A 16,732-nucleotide genomic window follows, 5' to 3' on the forward strand; every position below is an offset into this window, starting at 1 on the left:
CCGGACGGCCGAAATATTCTCGATTCGCAATAAAATCTTCGGAGATCGGCTGACGGAACCCGGAAAATTCTGAAGAGAATGAGAAAAAGAAAAAAAAGATCAGCGGCGCTGGTATTTCCTGAAGTAATACCAGACCCCGCCGGCGATCCCGATGAGCAGGAGGACACCGAGGACGGCCGCGAAGGACTGTTCCTTCACGACGATCCTGAACTCTTCCTCCTGTTCGCCCTGATCGGAGATCACCTTGACGCTGACCTTGTAATCAGAGGCGACGATGGAGGAGGGCGGGGCCACCGTCACTTTCACGGTGTCGCGCTCGCCCGGCTGAAGGCTCGTGATGTTGGTCGGCGTCACCGTAGCGCTCCACCCCTGCGGCGCCATCACTTTAAAGCCGATCCCGGTCAGTGCCCCGGCGGTACCCGCGTTCCTCACTTTGAGATCGAAATTGACCGTGCCGCCCATGTCGGTCTCGTACCGATAGCGGTCGGCCGAGACCCGCATCTCGTAACTTCCCCGGATCTTTGCGGTCAGTTCGTCGGAGTACTGCCCCGCCGCGGAGTCGATGAGGGTCTGGAAAGTGTAGTCGCCGGTCCCGGTACCGTACGGCGGGATCGCCTCAAGGTAAAGGGTCTTCTCCTCGCCGGCCCGCAGGAAGATCTCGGAGAGGTCGCCGGGGGCGCCGGCCGACTCTTTGTAGCGTGCGTACCATCCTTCAGGGAGGTCCTTTGTCGAGAGCACGTAGGTGTCGTCTCCTGTACCCGCGTTCTTCAGGCCCAGTTCGAAGACGGCGTTCCGGCCGACCGGGGTGGTGATAGTCGGGGACTTGATGGTGACCTCGGCCGCGTACGGGGACTTCTCCAGCATCACGGTCCCGGCGTCGGTGGTGATCCCGCACTTCACCTTGACGTCCTTTTTATCGGCACCCTTGTACCCGGCCTTCTCGATGACGAGGTCGTAGACTCCCTGCGGGAGGCCGGTGCTGATCTTGCCGTCCGCGGTGGTCATCACCTTATCGGAAGGTTCGGCATGTTTGTCCTCATAGATCAGGACAGACGCACCCTTCACCTTCTCGCCGTCCTTGTCGGTGACGGTGATTTCGAGGGTGCCGAGTTCCCCGGTATGGGTCCTGGAGATGCTGACATGGAGCCAGACCGACCCGTCGCCGATATGGGCTTTCACCGGGTACTCCCCGACCTGGGTGTCGGCCGCGGTCTCGACCTCGAGGGTGACACTCTTCGACCCACCCGCCGGGATGGAGACCTTGTTCACCTCGGTCTTGCCGTCGACGAAGCGCATCTCCCAGTCTTTGCACCCGGCAAAGGACTCGGTCCACATCTTCATCTGGTCGGCGTTGCCGTTGTTGGTCACCGAGAGGGTGAAGGTCGCCGTCTCCCCGGCCTCGATCACCTGGCCGGGAAAGTCGCAGTGGATGGAGACCTTCCCGTCTGCCTGGTTGTCCAGGGCCGCCGCGGGTGCGGCGACCAGAAGGGGCAGGAGCATGAGCACTGCACAGAGGGCTGCAAGGCCCCGTTCAATTTGTTTGTTCATCTGATATCCTCCCGCATGAACCTGATCCATGCGAGCCCGAAGAAAGCGGCCGGAACCACGAAGAGAGCAACGATGTTCTTTGCAAGATCTCCCAGAAGCGTTGCCAGGATCCCGAGTCCGCTCTCAGGGAGGTCGTCATTCATGTCTGATCCGAAACCGCCGTCGCTGTGGATCGAAACGGCAAGGCGCGGGTTGGTCACGGCCATCGCCATCTGCTGATAGTTGTTGGCGGGCGAGAGCAGATTGACCGCGTCGTTGAAGGTACGTCTCTTCTCCCAGTAGGCCCTGGACTTCTCCTCGTACTCCTCCCAGGCCCGGTCGATCTCTGAGGTTTCTGCCGGTTCATCTGTCGAAGAGGACACTTCGACACTTGTGACGGCGAATGTATCGCCGTAATAGATTCTTTCCATATTAGGGAATTCTGGCGGTTCGCCGATGACGGCGTTCATCACGCTCTCGTTGGTGGCGATGGCCGGGATGAGGGTGGAAAGGACGATGAAGATGATGAGGGTGTAGATGAGGGCGTTGCTGCTGTCCTTGGCGATCGTCGACATGAAGAGGGCGATCGCGAAGTACGAGAAGATGAGCAGGAACGAGAGCCCTCCGAAGAGCAGGATCCGTATGCTCTCGTCGAGGTCCGGGACGATCCCGAAGATGAGAATGACGGCAAAGGAGAGGGCGAGCACGATCCCCATCGCGAGGGCGATGGCCGCGATGCCGCCGAGGGCCTTGCCGTTGATCACTTCGTCGCGGTACACCGGGTGGGAGAGGAGGATCTTGAGGGACTTGCTCTCTTTCTCGCGCGAGATCAGGTCGAACCCCATCGCGCACCCGAGGATGATCCCGACGGTGACGATGAGCATGGACATCTTGAAGAAGGCCGAGAGGATGGAGGGTTTCCACCCAAAGTAGGCAGGCTTCATCTCCATCATATCGTCGTCCGAGGTTTCGGCCAGACGTTCGTTGTAATCTTCGATCTGCTTGTTATACTGTACTGATCCGTCGATGAGGCCGACGGTGGCGATGACCAGAAAGATCGCAAGGAGGATGTGGAACCTCCTGCTCCTGATGTGGTCGCGGAACTCCTTGGCGGCGATCACCCTGAGGCCCTGGGTCCTCATGCAACGTCCTCCGCGGCGTGGTAATATGACAGGAAAACATCCTCGATGTCGGGGTGTTCTGCTTCGAGGCTCCTGATCGCGACGCCCGCCTGGGCGAGGGTGTCGGCAAGTTCGTCCCTGATGTCGACGGTTGCGACGAGTCGTGCGCGGTGTCGGTTCTCGGCGAACTCTGCGGCGAGGAGTGCGGGGCTCCGGAGGTCAGGCATGGGGGTGCGAGTCTCGATGCGGATGACGACTTTTTCGTCGCCGCCGACGCGTGCGAGTTCGTCCCAGGTGCCGTGTGCGACGAGTTTTCCGTGGGCCAGGATGGCCGCGGAGGTGCAGACCTTGCTCACCTCGGAGAGGATGTGTGAGGAGACCAGGACGGTGGTTCCCTGGTCGGCGACCTGCCTGATGATCCTCCGGTAATCCGCGACGCCCTGGGGGTCGAGGTTTGCGGTGGGTTCGTCGAGGATGATGGCCCTCGGGTGGTTGATGAGCGCCTTCGCGATGCCGAGGCGCTGCCTCATCCCCTTCGAGAACCCGCCGACCTCCTTGGTAACACCTTCGAGCCCGACGAGTTGGAGGAGTTCCTGGATCCGTTCTTTGCGCTCCTTTCCCATACCGTAGAGTTTCGCCGAGTACTCGAGGTTCTCCTCGGCGGTGAGGGTGGGATAGAACCCGACGTCCTCAGGCATGTACCCGATCTTCTTCTTCACCTCGATCGGGTGGGTGGCGACCTCGAGGTCGTCGATATAACAGGCGCCTGATGTCGGCTCGATGAGGCCGGTGAGCATGAGGATGGTGGTGCTCTTGCCGGCGCCGTTCGGGCCGAGGAGGCCGAAGACCTCCCCCTCGGGCACCTCCAGGCAGAGGTCGTCGACGGCCGGAACACCGTTGTAGACCTTGCAGAGATGTTCGCAACGTATCATGGAATATTCAGTCCGTTTTTTTCTGGTCCGATGATCCTTGCGGGCTCTTTTATAATATAGATTCTGTGTCAATTCTCTAAATGTGGGTGAGCTCCTGTGCGATGTGGCAAAAAAAGGCGTGTTGTTGAAGGGAGTATGAGTCGAGGAGGCGTCGCAGGGGTACTGCATGGGAGGGATCCGGGGGACAGGGTTCCCCCGGTGCTATCTTCGTGCTCTGAAAGAGGAATGCACCAGAGCAAAAAAATATCAGCGGCGCTGGTATTTCCTGAAGTAATACCAGACGCCGCCGGCGATCGCGACGAGCAGGAGGACACCGAGGACGGCCGCGAAGGACTGTTCCTTCACGACGATCCTGAACTCTTCCTCCTGTTCGCCCTGGTCTGAGATCACCTTGACGCTGACCTTGTAATCGGAGGCGACGATGGAGGAGGGCGGTGCCACCGTCACTTTCACGGTGTCGCGCTCGCCGGGCTGAAGGCTTGTGATGTTGGTCGGCGTCACCGTAGCGCTCCATCCCTCTGGAGCCATCACTTTAAAGCCGATCCCGGTCAGTGCCCCGGCGGTACCCGCGTTCCTCACTTTGAGATCGAAACTGACCGTGCCGCCCATGTCGGTCTCGTACCGATAGCGGTCGGCCGAGACCCGCATCTCATAACTCCCGCGGATCTTTGCGGTCAGTTCGTCGGAGTACTGCCCCGCCGCGGAGTCGATGAGGGTCTGGAAGGTGTAGTCGTCGGTGCCGGTACCGTATGGCGGGATCGCCTCAAGGTAGAGGGTCTTCTCCTCGCCGGCCCGCAGGAAGATCTCGGAGAGGTCGCCTGAGGCGCCGGCCGACTCTTTGTAGCGTGCGTACCACCCCTCGGGGAGGTCCTTTGTCGAGAGCACGTAGGTATCGTCGCCGGTCCCTGCGTTCTTCAAGATCAGTTCAAAGACTGCATTCTTCCCGACCGGGGTGGTGATAGTCGGGGACTTGATGGTGACCTCGGCCGCGTACGGGGACTTCTCCAGCATCACGGTCCCGGCGTCGGTGGTGATCCCGCACTTCACCTTGACGTCCTTTTTATCGGCACCCTTGTACCCGGCCTTCTCGATGACGAGGTCGTAGACTCCCTGCGGGAGGCCGGTGCTGATCTTGCCGTCCGCGGTGGTCATCACCTTATCGGAAGGTTCGGCATGTTTGTCCTCATAGATCAGGACAGACGCACCCTTCACCTTCTCGCCGTCCTTGTCGGTGACGGTGAGTTCGAGAGTGCCGAGTTCCCCGGTATGAGTTTTAGAGATGCTGACATGGAGCCAGACCGACCCGTCGCCGACATGGGCCTTCACCGGGTACTCCCCGACCTGGGTGTCGGCCGCGGTCTCGACCCGGAGGGTGACGGTCTTCGACCCGCCCGCTGGGATGGAGACCTTGTTCACCTCGGCCTCTCCGTCGACGAAGCGCATCTCCCAATCCCTTGACCCGACAAAGGATTCTGTCCACAAATTCATCTGGTCGGCGTTGCCGTTGTTGGTCACCGAGAGGGTGAAGGTCGCCGTCTCCCCGGCCTCGATCACCTGGCCCGGGAAGTCGCAGTGGATGGAGACCTTCCCATCTGCCTGGTTGTCCAGGGCCGCCGCGGGTGCGGCGACCAGGAGGGGCAGGAGCATGAGGGCTGCACAGAGGGCTGCAAGGCCCCGTTCAATTTGTTTGTTCATCTGATATCCTCCCGCATGAACCTGATCCATGCGAGCCCGAAGAAAGCGGCCGGAACCACGAAGAGAGCGATGATGTTCTTTGTCAGGTCTCCCAGGAGACTTGCGAGGACTGCAAGCCCGTTATCCGGGAGATCTTCAGATGTGTCCGATCCGAAACCCCCGTTTTTCATGAGTGTCGAAGCAAAGTTCGGCTCGGTCACAGCCGTTGCGATCTGCTGATAGTTGTGGGAAGGCGAAAGCAGGTTGACGGTGTCGGTGAAGGTGCGTCTCTTGTCCCAGTACGCTCTTGATTTTTCTTCATATTCCTTCCAGGCCTGGTCGACCTCGGAGTTTTCTGCTCCCTCCTCCGTCGAAGAGGACGTCGCGACAAATGAGACGAGGCCGCCGTTTCCGAAATAATCTCCATCCATATTTGGGAATTCTGGCGGTTCACCGATGACGGCGTTCATCACGCTCTCGTTGGTGGTAATGGCCGGGATGAGGGTGGAAAGGACGATGAAGATGATGAGGGTGTAGATAAGGGCGTTGCTGCTGTCCTTTGCGCGTGCCGACATGAAAAGGGCGATCGCGAAGTACGAGAAGATGAGCAGGAACGAAAGCCCGCCGAAGAGCAGGATCCGTACGCTCTCGTCGAAGTTCGGGACGATTCCGAAGATGAAAAGGACGGCAAAGGAGAGGACGAGCACGATCCCCATCGCGAGGGCGATGGCTGCGGTGCCGCCGATAGCCTTGCCGTTGATCACCTCGTCGCGGTACACTGGGTGGGAGAGAAGGATCTTGAGGGACTTACTCTCTTTTTCTCGTGAAATGAGGTCGAACCCCATTGCACATCCGAGGATGACCCCGATAGTGGTGATGAGATCTGACATTTTGAAGAAGGCCGAGAGGATGGAGGGTTTCCACCCGAAGAAACCCCCTTCGATATCGTCGTCAGAGACGTCGGCCAGGCGTTCGTTGTAATCTTCGATCTGCTTATTATACTGGACCGCCCCGTCGATGAGTCCGACGGCGGCGATGACCAGGAAGATCCCGAGGAGGATGTGGAACCTCCTGCTCCTGATGTGGTCGCGGAACTCCTTCCTGGCGATGACGTCAAGTCCTCCGGTTCTCATGCAGCGTCCTCCGCGGCGTGGTAATATGACAGGAAAACATCCTCGATGTCGGGGTGTTCTGCCTCCAGGCTCCTGATCGCGACGCCCGCCTGGGCGAGGGTGTCGGCAAGTTCGTCCCTGATGTCGACGGTTGCGACGAGTCGTGCGCGGTGTCGGTTCTCGGCGAACTCTGCGGCGAGGAGCGCCGGACTCTGAAGGTCGGGCATGGGGGTACGGGTCTCGATGCGGATGACCACCTTCTCGTCGCCGCCGACGCGTGCGAGTTCGTCCCAGGTACCGTGTGCGACGAGTTTCCCATGTGCGAGGATGGCCGCGGAGGTGCAGACCTTGCTCACCTCGGAGAGGATGTGTGAGGAGACCAGGACAGTGGTTCCCTGGTCGGCGACCTGCCTGATGATCCGGCGGTAGTCCGCGACGCCCTGGGGGTCGAGGTTGGCGGTGGGTTCGTCGAGGATGATGGCCTTCGGGTGGTTGATGAGTGCCTTCGCGATGCCGAGGCGCTGCCTCATCCCCTTCGAGAACCCGCCGACCTCCTTGGTAACACCTTCGAGCCCGACGAGTTGGAGGAGTTCCTGGATCCGTTCTTTGCGCTCCTTTCCCATACCGTAGAGTTTCGCCGAGTACTCGAGGTTCTCTTCGGCGGTGAGGGTGGGATAGAACCCGACGTCCTCAGGCATGTACCCGATCTTCTTCTTCACCTCGATCGGGTGAGTGGCGACCTCGAGGTCGTCGATATAACAGGCACCTGATGTCGGCTCGATGAGGCCGGTGAGCATGAGAATGGTGGTGCTCTTGCCGGCGCCGTTCGGGCCGAGGAGGCCGAAGACCTCCCCCTCGGGCACCTCCAGGCAGAGGTCGTCGACGGCTGGCACGCCGTTGTAGACCTTGCAAAGATGTTCGCAACGTATCATGGATCACTCATCTCGTTTTGCAGGTCCACAATATGGGCCGGATTATAAAATTCGTTGTGGCACAATCGTCTACACGTCGATCAGGAATTTGTGCTTGGCGAACGTGTAAATGACTGTGCCAGATCGTTTATTATCAGGGGAGGCAGAGATCTACCCATGAAGTGGCGGGCTCTTCTCTGGATACTGGTGCTGGTCGTCGTTCTGACTCCATCGGTTGCCGGAGAGGCAGAACACTTCGAGACGGTGCCTGTATCGGTTCTCGATGTTTCCGCCGAGGAGATCACTCTCACTTCCATGGAAGAACCCCCGGATACTTTTGTCATTATCGCCGATGTAGCGACCTCCAACGATCCTCTCATGGGCTCGTATCCTGCTCTTTCGTATATGGGTTATGCATATCGGGTCGTTCCTGTTGAGGAATTAGTCTTTGTTTCTTCAGGGATCGTGACGGATGAAGATATAGGGGAGGAGAAGATTCTGGTTGGTGGAGAAATCCCGACCCGGGCCAATATCCTGCTCTCTCTAGCGTCCGGTGCAACAGAGAGCGTCCCGATCTATAATGTGGTCGACAGCAAGAAGACCTCTCCTTCGAGTGCCCCGGGGTATTATGTCCAGGAAGTGCCTGAAGGTACCAGAAACCACTGGGTCGATCTCAATTGGGGGAAGGGTGAGCAGAACCTCACCCTCACCGTCTGGCACCCCTCGGGCCTGCTCGGCACGTTCGAGGACGGCGATGACGGAAAGATGAACCAGAGGATATTTCTGCGGATCTCTGACCCGAAGGGTGTCGAGGGCGGCGCATGGTACTACCGGGTGAGCGGTCCCAGGATCCCGGTGGCCCTCAACTATAGTTTCAGGACGTATGTGGGGTGAACCGCATGGATCGACACGCAGTTCTGTTTCTTTTCGGTCTGATCGTGCTGGTCCAGAGTGCAGCCGGCGCTTATACCGTTACCCCCGGATATGACCATCCCCCGACAGGAGAGCCGCTTACTCCCGCGGAAGTCCCTCCCTGGGAACTCCCCCTTTATGTCCTGGTGTACTCCCTCTGTCTCGCCCCCCTTGAGATCCTGACCTGGTCGGGTGCCTGGTTCTTGCTCCGGTCTCGTCAGAGTAGGCCTTCGCTTCTCGATCATCCGCTGAGGGGTGCGATCTATCAGTGTATCAGGGCGCGCCCCGGCATCCACCTCCGCGCCCTCTCGGCCACCACCGGCACGCCGATGGGCACGCTCAGGTACCATCTGGGCCTCCTCCACCAGAACCACAAGGTTACCGTCCTCCAGGAGGACGGTCGCCTGATGTATTATGAGAACAGTGGGACCTACACCCTCACCCAGCAGCGTCTGCTCAAGCATCTCAGAAACCCGACCACCCGGCATATCCTCTGTGAAGTCCTCAGGCACCCGGGGATGTCGAGAAAAGAGGTCGCCGAGATCGTCGGGATCACCGGTCCGGCGGTCCACTGGCATATGAAAAAATTGGAGGAAGACGGGTTCGTCAGGCAGGAGCGTTCCGGCCGGACGACACGGTATGCGATCGACGAAGGAGTCGCCGGCGACCTGACCGCGTGGACGGCGGACAGCGGCGACCTCAGTCGCGGGTCGTGCTCCTGATCACGACCGCGGTCCCGTCGGTCCAGCGTGCAATGAGTTCTTCAGTTTTCAGGTGGGTGCGTCCGCCGAGAACTGCCGGGTCTTCGAGAACGATTCCGCCATCTTCGATCTCGACGACCACAACATACTCTTCTCCGTTGAGCGGGATGATCGCGGGGACGCCCGTCATGACCAGCGCCGTCAGTTCGTCGGTCCCGATCTCTCTCTCGACCTCCGCTTCAAAGCCCTCTGTTCTGGCCGCGTGTGCCATAGCGTCTGTCATTTCATCAACGCCCTTGGTCGGACCGATGGCCTCCTGCCACTCCTGTTCGCCCCGGTCGAGACCATAGAAAGCCATCACTGCCTGAAGGGCCGCAGCGGCCGATCGGTCCTCATTGCTCTGTCGTACATCCGGGACGCCCGCCAGTTCATCACCGGGGGTGGGATGAGTTTGCAGAAAGAGATCAGGGAAGGCGCAGGGTACCGCCATCCCGATCATCGCGGAGGTCAACCCGATGAGAAGCACGATCGTCAGGAGCACCTTCTGCGTATGTCTTCCTCCCCCTGACGGGAGCGGCGGATGGGAGGTGAGTTTTGATTTTTGAAATTTTATATATGTCTTTTCCATGGTCCTGCGATCCTTCCATCTGTTTTTATTTAAATTTGATTATTTGTAGTTCTGAACCGCCCTCCAAGGTCGAATTTCTGATAAACGCATAATTTGCCATACCTATATATCACCTGGATGCATCCGAGCGATCCTGATGAAGGGTGACCCGGTGGAGAGGGAACGGTTCGAACGGATCCCTGAGCGGATCGACGGACTCGTCGACCTCGCCTACAACCTCTGGTGGAGCTGGCACCCGGCGGCCCGCGTCCTCTTCAAGCAGGTGAACGGATGCGCCTGGAAGGAAAGCAGGCACAACCCGGTCAGGATGCTCCTCGACGTCCCTGAGGGATATCTCTGGCGGGCTGCCAGGGACCGGGAATATATCAGGCGTTACGACATCATCATGGAGCGGTACCGGGACTATATGGGAAAGAAAAGTTCCTGGTTCACCGAGGAGTACTCTGCCTGCCGCCCGGTCACCGTCGCTTATTTCTCTGCGGAGTACGGACTTCACCACTCTCTCCCGTTCTATGCCGGCGGCCTGGGTTTTCTGGCCGGTGACCATCTCAAGGAGTCCTCCGATCTTGGGGTTCCCCTCGTCGCCGTGGGGTTCATGTACTCCTCGGGCTACCTCCACCAGCACATCGGCCCCGAAGGGCTCCAGATGGATATCGAAGAGCCCCTCGACCGCGATGCCGCCCCGATCACGCGGGTGCTCGATCCCTCGGGCGGCCAGGTCGTCCTCAGGGTGCCGCACATCGATCCCCCGATCCATGTCGCGCTCTGGAAGGTCCAGGTGGGACGGGTGCTCCTCTATCTCCTGGACACCGACATCGAAGAGAACCGGCCCGAACACCGGGGCATCTCTCACCGTCTCTATTATGGTGGGCGGGAGGAACGGCTCCTCCAGGAGATCGTCCTGGGGATCGGGGGGAGAAAGGCTCTCTCGTATCTGGGTATCCATTATGCCGCCGTCCATCTCAACGAAGGTCATCCGGCCTTCGCCCTCGTGGAGCGCGTGCGGGAACGGGTGGGGAAGGGGATGAGTTATGAAGACGCCCTCGACCAGGTGCGCGGGACCACGGTCTTCACGACCCACACCCCGGTCCCCGCGGGGCACGACATCTTCTCCACCGACCTCATCGACCGCTACTTTTCGGAATATTACCGGTGCCTCGGTCTGTCGCGCGAGGAGTTCCTCGCCTTCGGCACGCACCCGGAAGATCCTGATGCGGGCTTCAACATGACGGTCTGTGCCCTCCGTCTTTCTGCCCACCACAACGCCGTCTCGCGCCGGCACGGCGAGGTGACGCGGGAGATGTGGCATTCGCTCTGGCCCCGCCTCCCGGTGGAACGGGTGCCGATCGACGCGGTCACCAACGGTGTCCACCTGCCTACCTGGCTCAACCCCAGGATGGCGGCACTCTTCGATGAGTACATCGGGGCGGTCTGTCCGTACTGGCCGCTGGAGCATGACAACCCGGTCGTATGGGAACTCGTCGACGAGATCCCTGACGAGGAACTCTGGCGCCTCCACCTCTGGCTCAAGACCAAACTCTTCAACCGGGTGCGTGAGATGAAGCGGGCGAAGTGGGCGGAACATCTCGATATGCCGGAGAATGTCGTTGCCGAGGGGGTCTTCCTCGACCCGATGGTCTTTACGATCGGGTTTGCCAGGCGGTTCTCCACTTACAAGCGGGCCGACCTCATCTTCACCGATCTCGAGCGGCTGGTACGGATCGTGAACAATCCCTGGCGCCCGGTCCAGATCGTCTTTGCGGGCAAGGCGCATCCGGCCGACCGTGCCGGGCAGGAGGTGCTCGCACGGGTCTACCGGTTCGCCCGGTCGCCGGAGTTCGGCGGGAGGGTCGCCTTTGTCGAGGACTACGGCGAGCGGGTCGCCCAGTACCTCGTCCACGGCGTCGACCTCTGGCTGAACAATCCTCTTCCTCCGATGGAGGCAAGCGGAACCTCCGGGATGAAGGCGGCGATCAATGGCGTGCCCAACCTCTCGATCCTGGACGGCTGGTGGATCGAGGGGTACAATGGCCGGAATGGCTGGGCCTTCGATAGGGAGTACGTCGGCGAGGACCGGGACGCCCGGGACGCCGCCGCGATCTATGACCTCCTTGAGAAGGAGGTCGTCCCTCTCTACTATGCCCGCGACCTCCGCGGGGTGCCGCATGGATGGGTGAAGACGATGAAAGAGGCGATCAAGAGCACCGCCCCACATTTCTCCGCGAGGCGGATGGTGAAGGAGTACGTGAACCGCTACTACCCGAAGATGCTCGCGTGTGCGAGCATCCCGGCGCTTCGGATCTGAAGGTGAGAGTCATGGAAGACGAATCATATGAGAGAGCACGAAAGAGGGTGCGGGAACTCCGGGGGTTCTATGAGCACCTGGGAATCTATCTGGTCATCAACCTCCTGCTCTTTGCGATCAACGCCATCACCTCGCCGGGGGCGTGGTGGTTCTACTGGGTGACCCTCTTCTGGGGGGTCGGGCTTCTCTTCCATGCCCTGGGGACGTTTCTGGGCGGGCGGTTCCTGGGGCCTGAGTGGGAAGAGCGGAAGATGCGGGAATATGTGGAGAAGGAGAAGAAGAGGGAGAGGAAAGGGTGATCCGGGAGGGTGAGAGGAACGGTAAGATTGACTCTCTTGAATTCACCATGAACCTTCGTTTCAAGCATACGCGATGAAAATTCCATGGGTCTCCGGGGTGGGCATAGGCCCTTGCTCCCCTTTCGGAACGGGACACCCGGTAGGAGCATCACATCATTGCCGCCCCTCGGCGCGAGATGGCGGTGAAGAGTCTACGATTGAGGGTGGCACGTCTGATCATCACACCTTCCCCCCTTCTCACGCCGCGGGCGCGGCTCCCCCTTTCGGGATGCGATCGGGGGGAGGCAGAGGAGAGATGGTGAAGGGTTTCTGTCATCCTCTCTGATCGCTGCGCGAGAAGGGGTCAGAGTCTCGATCGTCGAGGTAGTTCTATTGCGACCTTTTGTTCTTGAGGCACTGTCGGGACGATCTCAGAGGTAATACCCCTGGATTTCCACGACCTCGGCGGAATTTTTCGCCGCGGCATACTCGCCGAGGGGCTCGGCGTTCAGTTCGAGGAAATGAAGCCCCCAGTTGAACTTGGAGAGAACCTGTCTGGCCTGCTCCTCCTCGCCGAGGATATACAGGGCCGCCGCAAAGGCCTCGACCGAGGTGAGACGCAGGGGCCTGCCGAAGTTCACCGGGTTGGCGGCGACGAGGTACGGGAGGGCCCGGCGGGTCGGCCACCGCTTGATCGTCCAGGTCTCGAGCACCTCCCAGGAACAGTCGAGGGCGGTGATCGAGGGGATGCCCCTGTCTGCCGGCGAAAGGGCTTGCTCGGCCGTCGGATCGAGGATGAGCGAGGTGCGGGGGATGCGGTCGAGGGAGTCGACCACCTTCACCTGGTCCCATTTCTCCATCCTCTTGACCGTGCACTTCCTGGGGTCGCAGGAGTTGTCCCTGAAGGCATAGAGGCGTATCATCTATCTCGGTTTGGGACAGAGTGAAGATGAATGTATGTCCTCTGCGCACCATGTGTCCTCGACTCTTCCCTCCGTGCCGAGGGGATCACCAAACCCGCCGATATCGAGGCATTCAGAAAAGTGCTGGAGCGCTGCCGGCGCTTCGGGATCGAGGTCGTGCCTCTTCCCTGCCCTGAGACTGCCTATCTGGGACGGCCCCGTCCCCCCGCGACCTTCGTGGAGCGCCTCGACACCCCGGGCTTTTGCACCGTCCTCGACCGGATGGAAGAGGAGGTGCGGGCGATCGTCGCCGCACGCGGACCTCCCCTCTGTATCGTCGGGGTCGACTCCTCCCCCTGCTGCGGGGTGAACCGGACCTGGTACGATGAGCGGGTGCCGGGGCGCGGTGCCTTTCTCGCCCGTTTCCCCAAGATCGAGGCGGTCGATGTCTACGACTTCGCGCGTTACCGCATCTACTTCGCCGCGCCTCTCTTCTCGGAGGCCGAGCGGGTGTTCAACCGGCAGGTGCGCGACCTCATCGAGGAGCATTGCTATGAGGTCTATCTCCCGCAGGAGGCGGGGGACGATGGGGCGGTTTGCAACATGAACGGTCGCCGGCAGATCTTCGAGCGTCATGTGGAGACGCTCAGGGGGGTCGACCTCGTCGTCGCGGTCGTCGACGGGGCGGACGCCGATTCGGGGACGGCGTGGGAGATGGGATATGCGGCCGGGCGCGGGATCCCGGTCGTGGCCCTGAGGACCGATTTCCGCCGGGCCGGGCCCTGCGAGCATGTCAACCTGATGCTCGAGGAGTCAGCCGAGGTGGTGACCGACACCGTCGACCTGCCCGCGGCGGTGCGGCGCGCCCTTCTCTCAGGCTCCTCTGATCAGCGTGAAGAGTCTCGCCCGCTCTGAGAGGGCATCCCCTTCGCCGATCGGTTCACCCGGGTCGAGGCCGAGTCGGGCGGCGGCGGCCGCATAGGCCCTGAGCGCCGTCGGCACTCCTGCCTGGTGCTCGATAAGACGTTCGCCGGCGTCGATGAGTTCTGAAGCGATCGTATCCTCCAGCGAGGGGGGCGGAACCTCATTTTTCGCGGCCTTCAGTGCCTTCTCCTGTTGATAGCTCTCGTCTGTCGGAGCAAGGCGTGCGGCCTCGCGCGCTGCGTCGGCCGCCCCATCTGGATCGCCGAGGGCCGCCCTGACGCGGGCGAGGCGGTGCCAGATCGTCGGGTCTTCCGGGGCGGCCTGGATGGCCTGTCCGAGGAGCGCGGCGGCGCGTTCATCCTCACCCTGCTCGGCGGCCAGGACACCCATGTTCCTGAGCACTCGCGCCCGCACCGCCGCGGGCGGGTTTGCTTTCAGGGCCCGGCGGTAGCAGGTGTTTGCCTCTTTCTTGAAGCCCAGGTCGGCGAGAGCGGTGCCGGCCCCCAGGTAGAAGAGACTGCGTTTTCCCTCCTGTGCCGGGAGGTCGGCGTACCGCTCGATCTCGGCGATGATCCCGTCCTCCGGTCGTGCGGCGGCGTGCTGCACCACCGGGTACAGCACCAGCGCGAGGTCGGCGCCCTGCCCGACGGCCTCCTCCATCGCCGCGCTGATCAGATCCCTCCCTTCGTCCCCGCCGATGAGAAGTCCGAGGTGGACGCGGGCGTAGAGGTCGTCCGGGCAAGCCTCGAGCACTTCCTCCAGGAGGGCGCGGGCCTTCGTGGGCGAACCATAGAGGCGATGGGCGATCCCGGTGTTCCTGAGGAGGTCGGTGTCCCTGGAAAGGGCGAGCGCCGCTTCGAAGCACGCGATCGCCCGGTCGAACTGGAAGGTCTGGAGGAGCGCGGCGCCCTTCCCGAAATGATCGAGATATCTGCGCCGCCGTTCAACGTCGAGCAACCCTTTTCGGTCGAAGGTGCCGTCGGGCCTGGCGTACTGGTCCATCGAGAAGAGTCTCTCCATGGCGGCGTCCATGGCCTCGCCGGTCACTTCGAGGTCCAGGATCCCGGTCAAAACGGCGTACTCATCCTCGAACTGCCCGGTCCGCCTGAGGGATGAGGCGACCGCCCAGAGGAGGGGGGCGGCCTGTGCCGGCGCGAGGTCTTCGGCCGTCCGGATCGCTGAAGCAATAGCGGTTTCGGCCTTCTCGATGTTGCCGTCGAGGAAATTGGTCTCACCGACATCTTTCCTGGCGAGGCCGAGACGATAGGGGTCGGGGTCCGCCTCAGCCTCAAGGACGGCGAGGGCTCGCTCCGCACATTCGACCGCCCTGCCGCTCTCGTGCTCTTCTCTGAAGAGGACGGCCAGGTTCGTGTAGGCGGCGTGCCGGTGGATCGGGTTCCGGGCGTGGAGGATGATATAAGCATAGACGGTCCTGGCCTCCTCGCCGAACCCGCGCCTGACCAGGTCGGTGGCGTCCTCGAGGAGCGTCTCGTAGTCGTCGAAGAGATCGACGAAGGCATCGAGGGTCTCTTCCTCGATAGAGAAGGGGTATGCGGTATTGAGCAGGGCGATCTGCTCCTCCCTCTTCATCCCGGTGAACCAGAAGAGAGCGATGCTCGCCGCTGCGTTCTCGACAAATTTCTCGAACGACTCCGCACTGCCCGGCGGGATCGCGCCTCCGAGCAGTTCGCCGAGGGTGACGAAGGTGAACGAGGCGGTTTCGAGTTCGGCCGGGATGATCTGGGTCGCCGGAAAGTCGGTGAAGAACGGGGCCTCGAAGTAAAGGTCTGACCACCTGGCCAGGCGGGTCACGATCGCCTTCTCCTGCTGTGTCCAGCTTCGCACGCCCGGCGATGTCCCTGCCGGGACCGGGGGCGCGAGATATCCGTCGTCGGTCCCGACACCTGCGGCCAGGACAGTCTCGATCAGCCGTGCGCCGCGGAGGTCTCCTTCTTCGAGTCTCTCGATATATCGGTGCCAGAAATAATCGGTCCGATCTTTCCCGGTGAGGTCGGGGGTTTCTTCGGCGAGCGCTCTGGAAAGGGCCTCTCTGAACTTTGTCTTAGCGGCTTCGTCCGAGAACGCTTCGGTGGCGACATGGGCGGCGAAACCGATGTCGCGTCTCCGTCTGATCAGAAAGAGGTGAAGGAGCGCCGACTCCTCAGGGTCGGCGTCGGTCTCTTCCTGGAGGGTCGCCCAGATATGTTCCCAGAAGAAGGTGCGTGCAACGGTGATCTCCATCTCGTGTACCTCTCGTCTGTGACATTGGGGCGTACAGAGAGATACTCGTATTGATCTGGAGTTCTCCGGTGAGAGTGCTGTCGGTGAGGGGATGTGTGATCAGACTGTGAAGACGATCCAGCCTTCCTCGTGATCGCCTCTTTCCCATTCTGGTCCTATCTTCCGGGGTCCTGACGACAGCACGGCATGATGATCAGGATATGCCGTCCCCCCATTGAAGGATCTTTTTTGTTCTTTCGCGAGAAGATAGGACGGGGAACGGCATCACGCGTGATCCCGTGAGAATTGATCGGCCATCTCCCGCCCGGGTTCAGTCTTCGGGGTCATGATGACAGGACAGCGTGATGATCAACGGTGCCGTTCCTCCCATTGAAGGATCTTTTCTGTTCTTTCGCGAGAAGATAGGATGAGGGAAGGCGATGGACCCTGTTCACCGGTGGATCCGATGATGAAAACAGGATGATGCATTCTGAAAATCGTCCAGAGAAGCTGTGACGAACAATTTTCATGCGATATGCCTGAGACGTACTTTTGCCTCATGAGCAATGCAAACAACCAAAATGC

14 protein-coding genes are annotated in these 16,732 nt (G+C 60.9%); 5 read left to right on the plus strand and 9 right to left on the minus strand.

What is annotated here, in order from left to right:
• Positions 1-99 precede the first annotated feature (99 nt).
• The 6 genes from E2N92_RS08160 to E2N92_RS08185 all read right to left on the minus strand — a co-directional run bounded on the left by E2N92_RS08160 (position 100) and on the right by E2N92_RS08185 (position 7,298).
• Complete coding sequence (locus E2N92_RS08160; protein WP_246589150.1) at positions 100-1,548, minus strand: COG1470 family protein; 1,449 nt, start codon at positions 1,546-1,548, stop codon at positions 100-102.
• Positions 1,545-2,669, minus strand: a complete 1,125-nt coding sequence (locus E2N92_RS08165; protein ID WP_220680702.1) for an ABC transporter permease — start codon at positions 2,667-2,669, stop codon at positions 1,545-1,547. The genes E2N92_RS08160 and E2N92_RS08165 overlap by 4 nt, the downstream gene beginning before the upstream one ends.
• On the minus strand, positions 2,666-3,580 hold the full coding sequence (locus E2N92_RS08170; RefSeq protein WP_220680703.1) for an ABC transporter ATP-binding protein: 915 nt from the start codon (positions 3,578-3,580) through the stop codon (positions 2,666-2,668). Before E2N92_RS08170 ends, E2N92_RS08165 begins: the two co-directional genes overlap by 4 nt.
• Positions 3,581-3,826: 246 nt before the next feature.
• Positions 3,827-5,275: a COG1470 family protein gene (locus tag E2N92_RS08175; protein WP_220680704.1), complete on the minus strand. Its 1,449-nt coding sequence runs from the start codon at positions 5,273-5,275 to the stop codon at positions 3,827-3,829.
• A complete protein-coding gene (locus E2N92_RS08180) occupies positions 5,272-6,387 on the minus strand; it encodes an ABC transporter permease (protein ID WP_220680705.1) in 1,116 nt (371 codons plus the stop codon). Before E2N92_RS08180 ends, E2N92_RS08175 begins: the two co-directional genes overlap by 4 nt.
• Positions 6,384-7,298 (minus strand): ABC transporter ATP-binding protein, encoded by a 915-nt coding sequence (locus E2N92_RS08185; protein ID WP_220680706.1) that lies wholly within the window; start codon positions 7,296-7,298, stop codon positions 6,384-6,386. The genes E2N92_RS08180 and E2N92_RS08185 overlap by 4 nt, the downstream gene beginning before the upstream one ends.
• A gap of 156 nt (positions 7,299-7,454) precedes the next feature.
• On the opposite strand from E2N92_RS08185, the gene E2N92_RS08190 reads away from it, so the two are divergent.
• Together E2N92_RS08190 and E2N92_RS08195 are read left to right on the plus strand one after the other, a co-directional pair.
• Positions 7,455-8,171, plus strand: a complete 717-nt coding sequence (locus tag E2N92_RS08190; protein WP_220680707.1) for a hypothetical protein — start codon at positions 7,455-7,457, stop codon at positions 8,169-8,171.
• 5 nt (positions 8,172-8,176) lie between these two features.
• On the plus strand, positions 8,177-8,911 hold the full coding sequence (locus tag E2N92_RS08195) for a winged helix-turn-helix transcriptional regulator (RefSeq protein WP_220680708.1): 735 nt from the start codon (positions 8,177-8,179) through the stop codon (positions 8,909-8,911).
• Here the strand turns inward: E2N92_RS08195 and E2N92_RS08200 are convergent.
• Positions 8,889-9,518, minus strand: a complete 630-nt coding sequence (locus E2N92_RS08200) for a cysteine peptidase family C39 domain-containing protein (protein ID WP_220680709.1) — start codon at positions 9,516-9,518, stop codon at positions 8,889-8,891. The two genes, E2N92_RS08195 and E2N92_RS08200, sit on opposite strands and share 23 nt — an antisense overlap.
• Positions 9,519-9,654: 136 nt before the next feature.
• Between E2N92_RS08200 and glgP the strand changes: the two genes are divergently transcribed.
• Both glgP and E2N92_RS08210 read left to right on the plus strand, forming a co-directional pair.
• Positions 9,655-11,823: an alpha-glucan family phosphorylase gene (gene glgP, locus E2N92_RS08205; RefSeq protein ID WP_220680710.1), complete on the plus strand. Its 2,169-nt coding sequence runs from the start codon at positions 9,655-9,657 to the stop codon at positions 11,821-11,823.
• An 11-nt stretch (positions 11,824-11,834) separates the two neighbouring features.
• Positions 11,835-12,122: a 2TM domain-containing protein gene (locus tag E2N92_RS08210; protein WP_220680711.1), complete on the plus strand. Its 288-nt coding sequence runs from the start codon at positions 11,835-11,837 to the stop codon at positions 12,120-12,122.
• Between the two features lie 410 nt (positions 12,123-12,532).
• Here E2N92_RS08210 and E2N92_RS08215 read toward each other — a convergent pair whose 3' ends face one another.
• Complete coding sequence (locus tag E2N92_RS08215) at positions 12,533-13,024, minus strand: DUF367 family protein (RefSeq protein ID WP_220680712.1); 492 nt, start codon at positions 13,022-13,024, stop codon at positions 12,533-12,535.
• A 30-nt stretch (positions 13,025-13,054) separates the two neighbouring features.
• Between E2N92_RS08215 and E2N92_RS08220 the strand changes: the two genes are divergently transcribed.
• Positions 13,055-13,918 (plus strand): nucleoside 2-deoxyribosyltransferase, encoded by an 864-nt coding sequence (locus E2N92_RS08220; protein WP_220680713.1) that lies wholly within the window; start codon positions 13,055-13,057, stop codon positions 13,916-13,918.
• On the opposite strand, the gene E2N92_RS08225 is transcribed toward E2N92_RS08220, so the two are convergent.
• Entirely contained in the window at positions 13,877-16,168 is a 2,292-nt protein-coding gene (locus tag E2N92_RS08225; protein ID WP_220680714.1) for a tetratricopeptide repeat protein, read from the minus strand. The genes E2N92_RS08220 and E2N92_RS08225 overlap by 42 nt on opposite strands.
• Positions 16,169-16,732: the final 564 nt, after the last annotated feature.

The organism is Methanofollis formosanus (assembly GCF_019633745.1).
GTDB lineage: Archaea > Halobacteriota > Methanomicrobia > Methanomicrobiales > Methanofollaceae > Methanofollis > Methanofollis formosanus.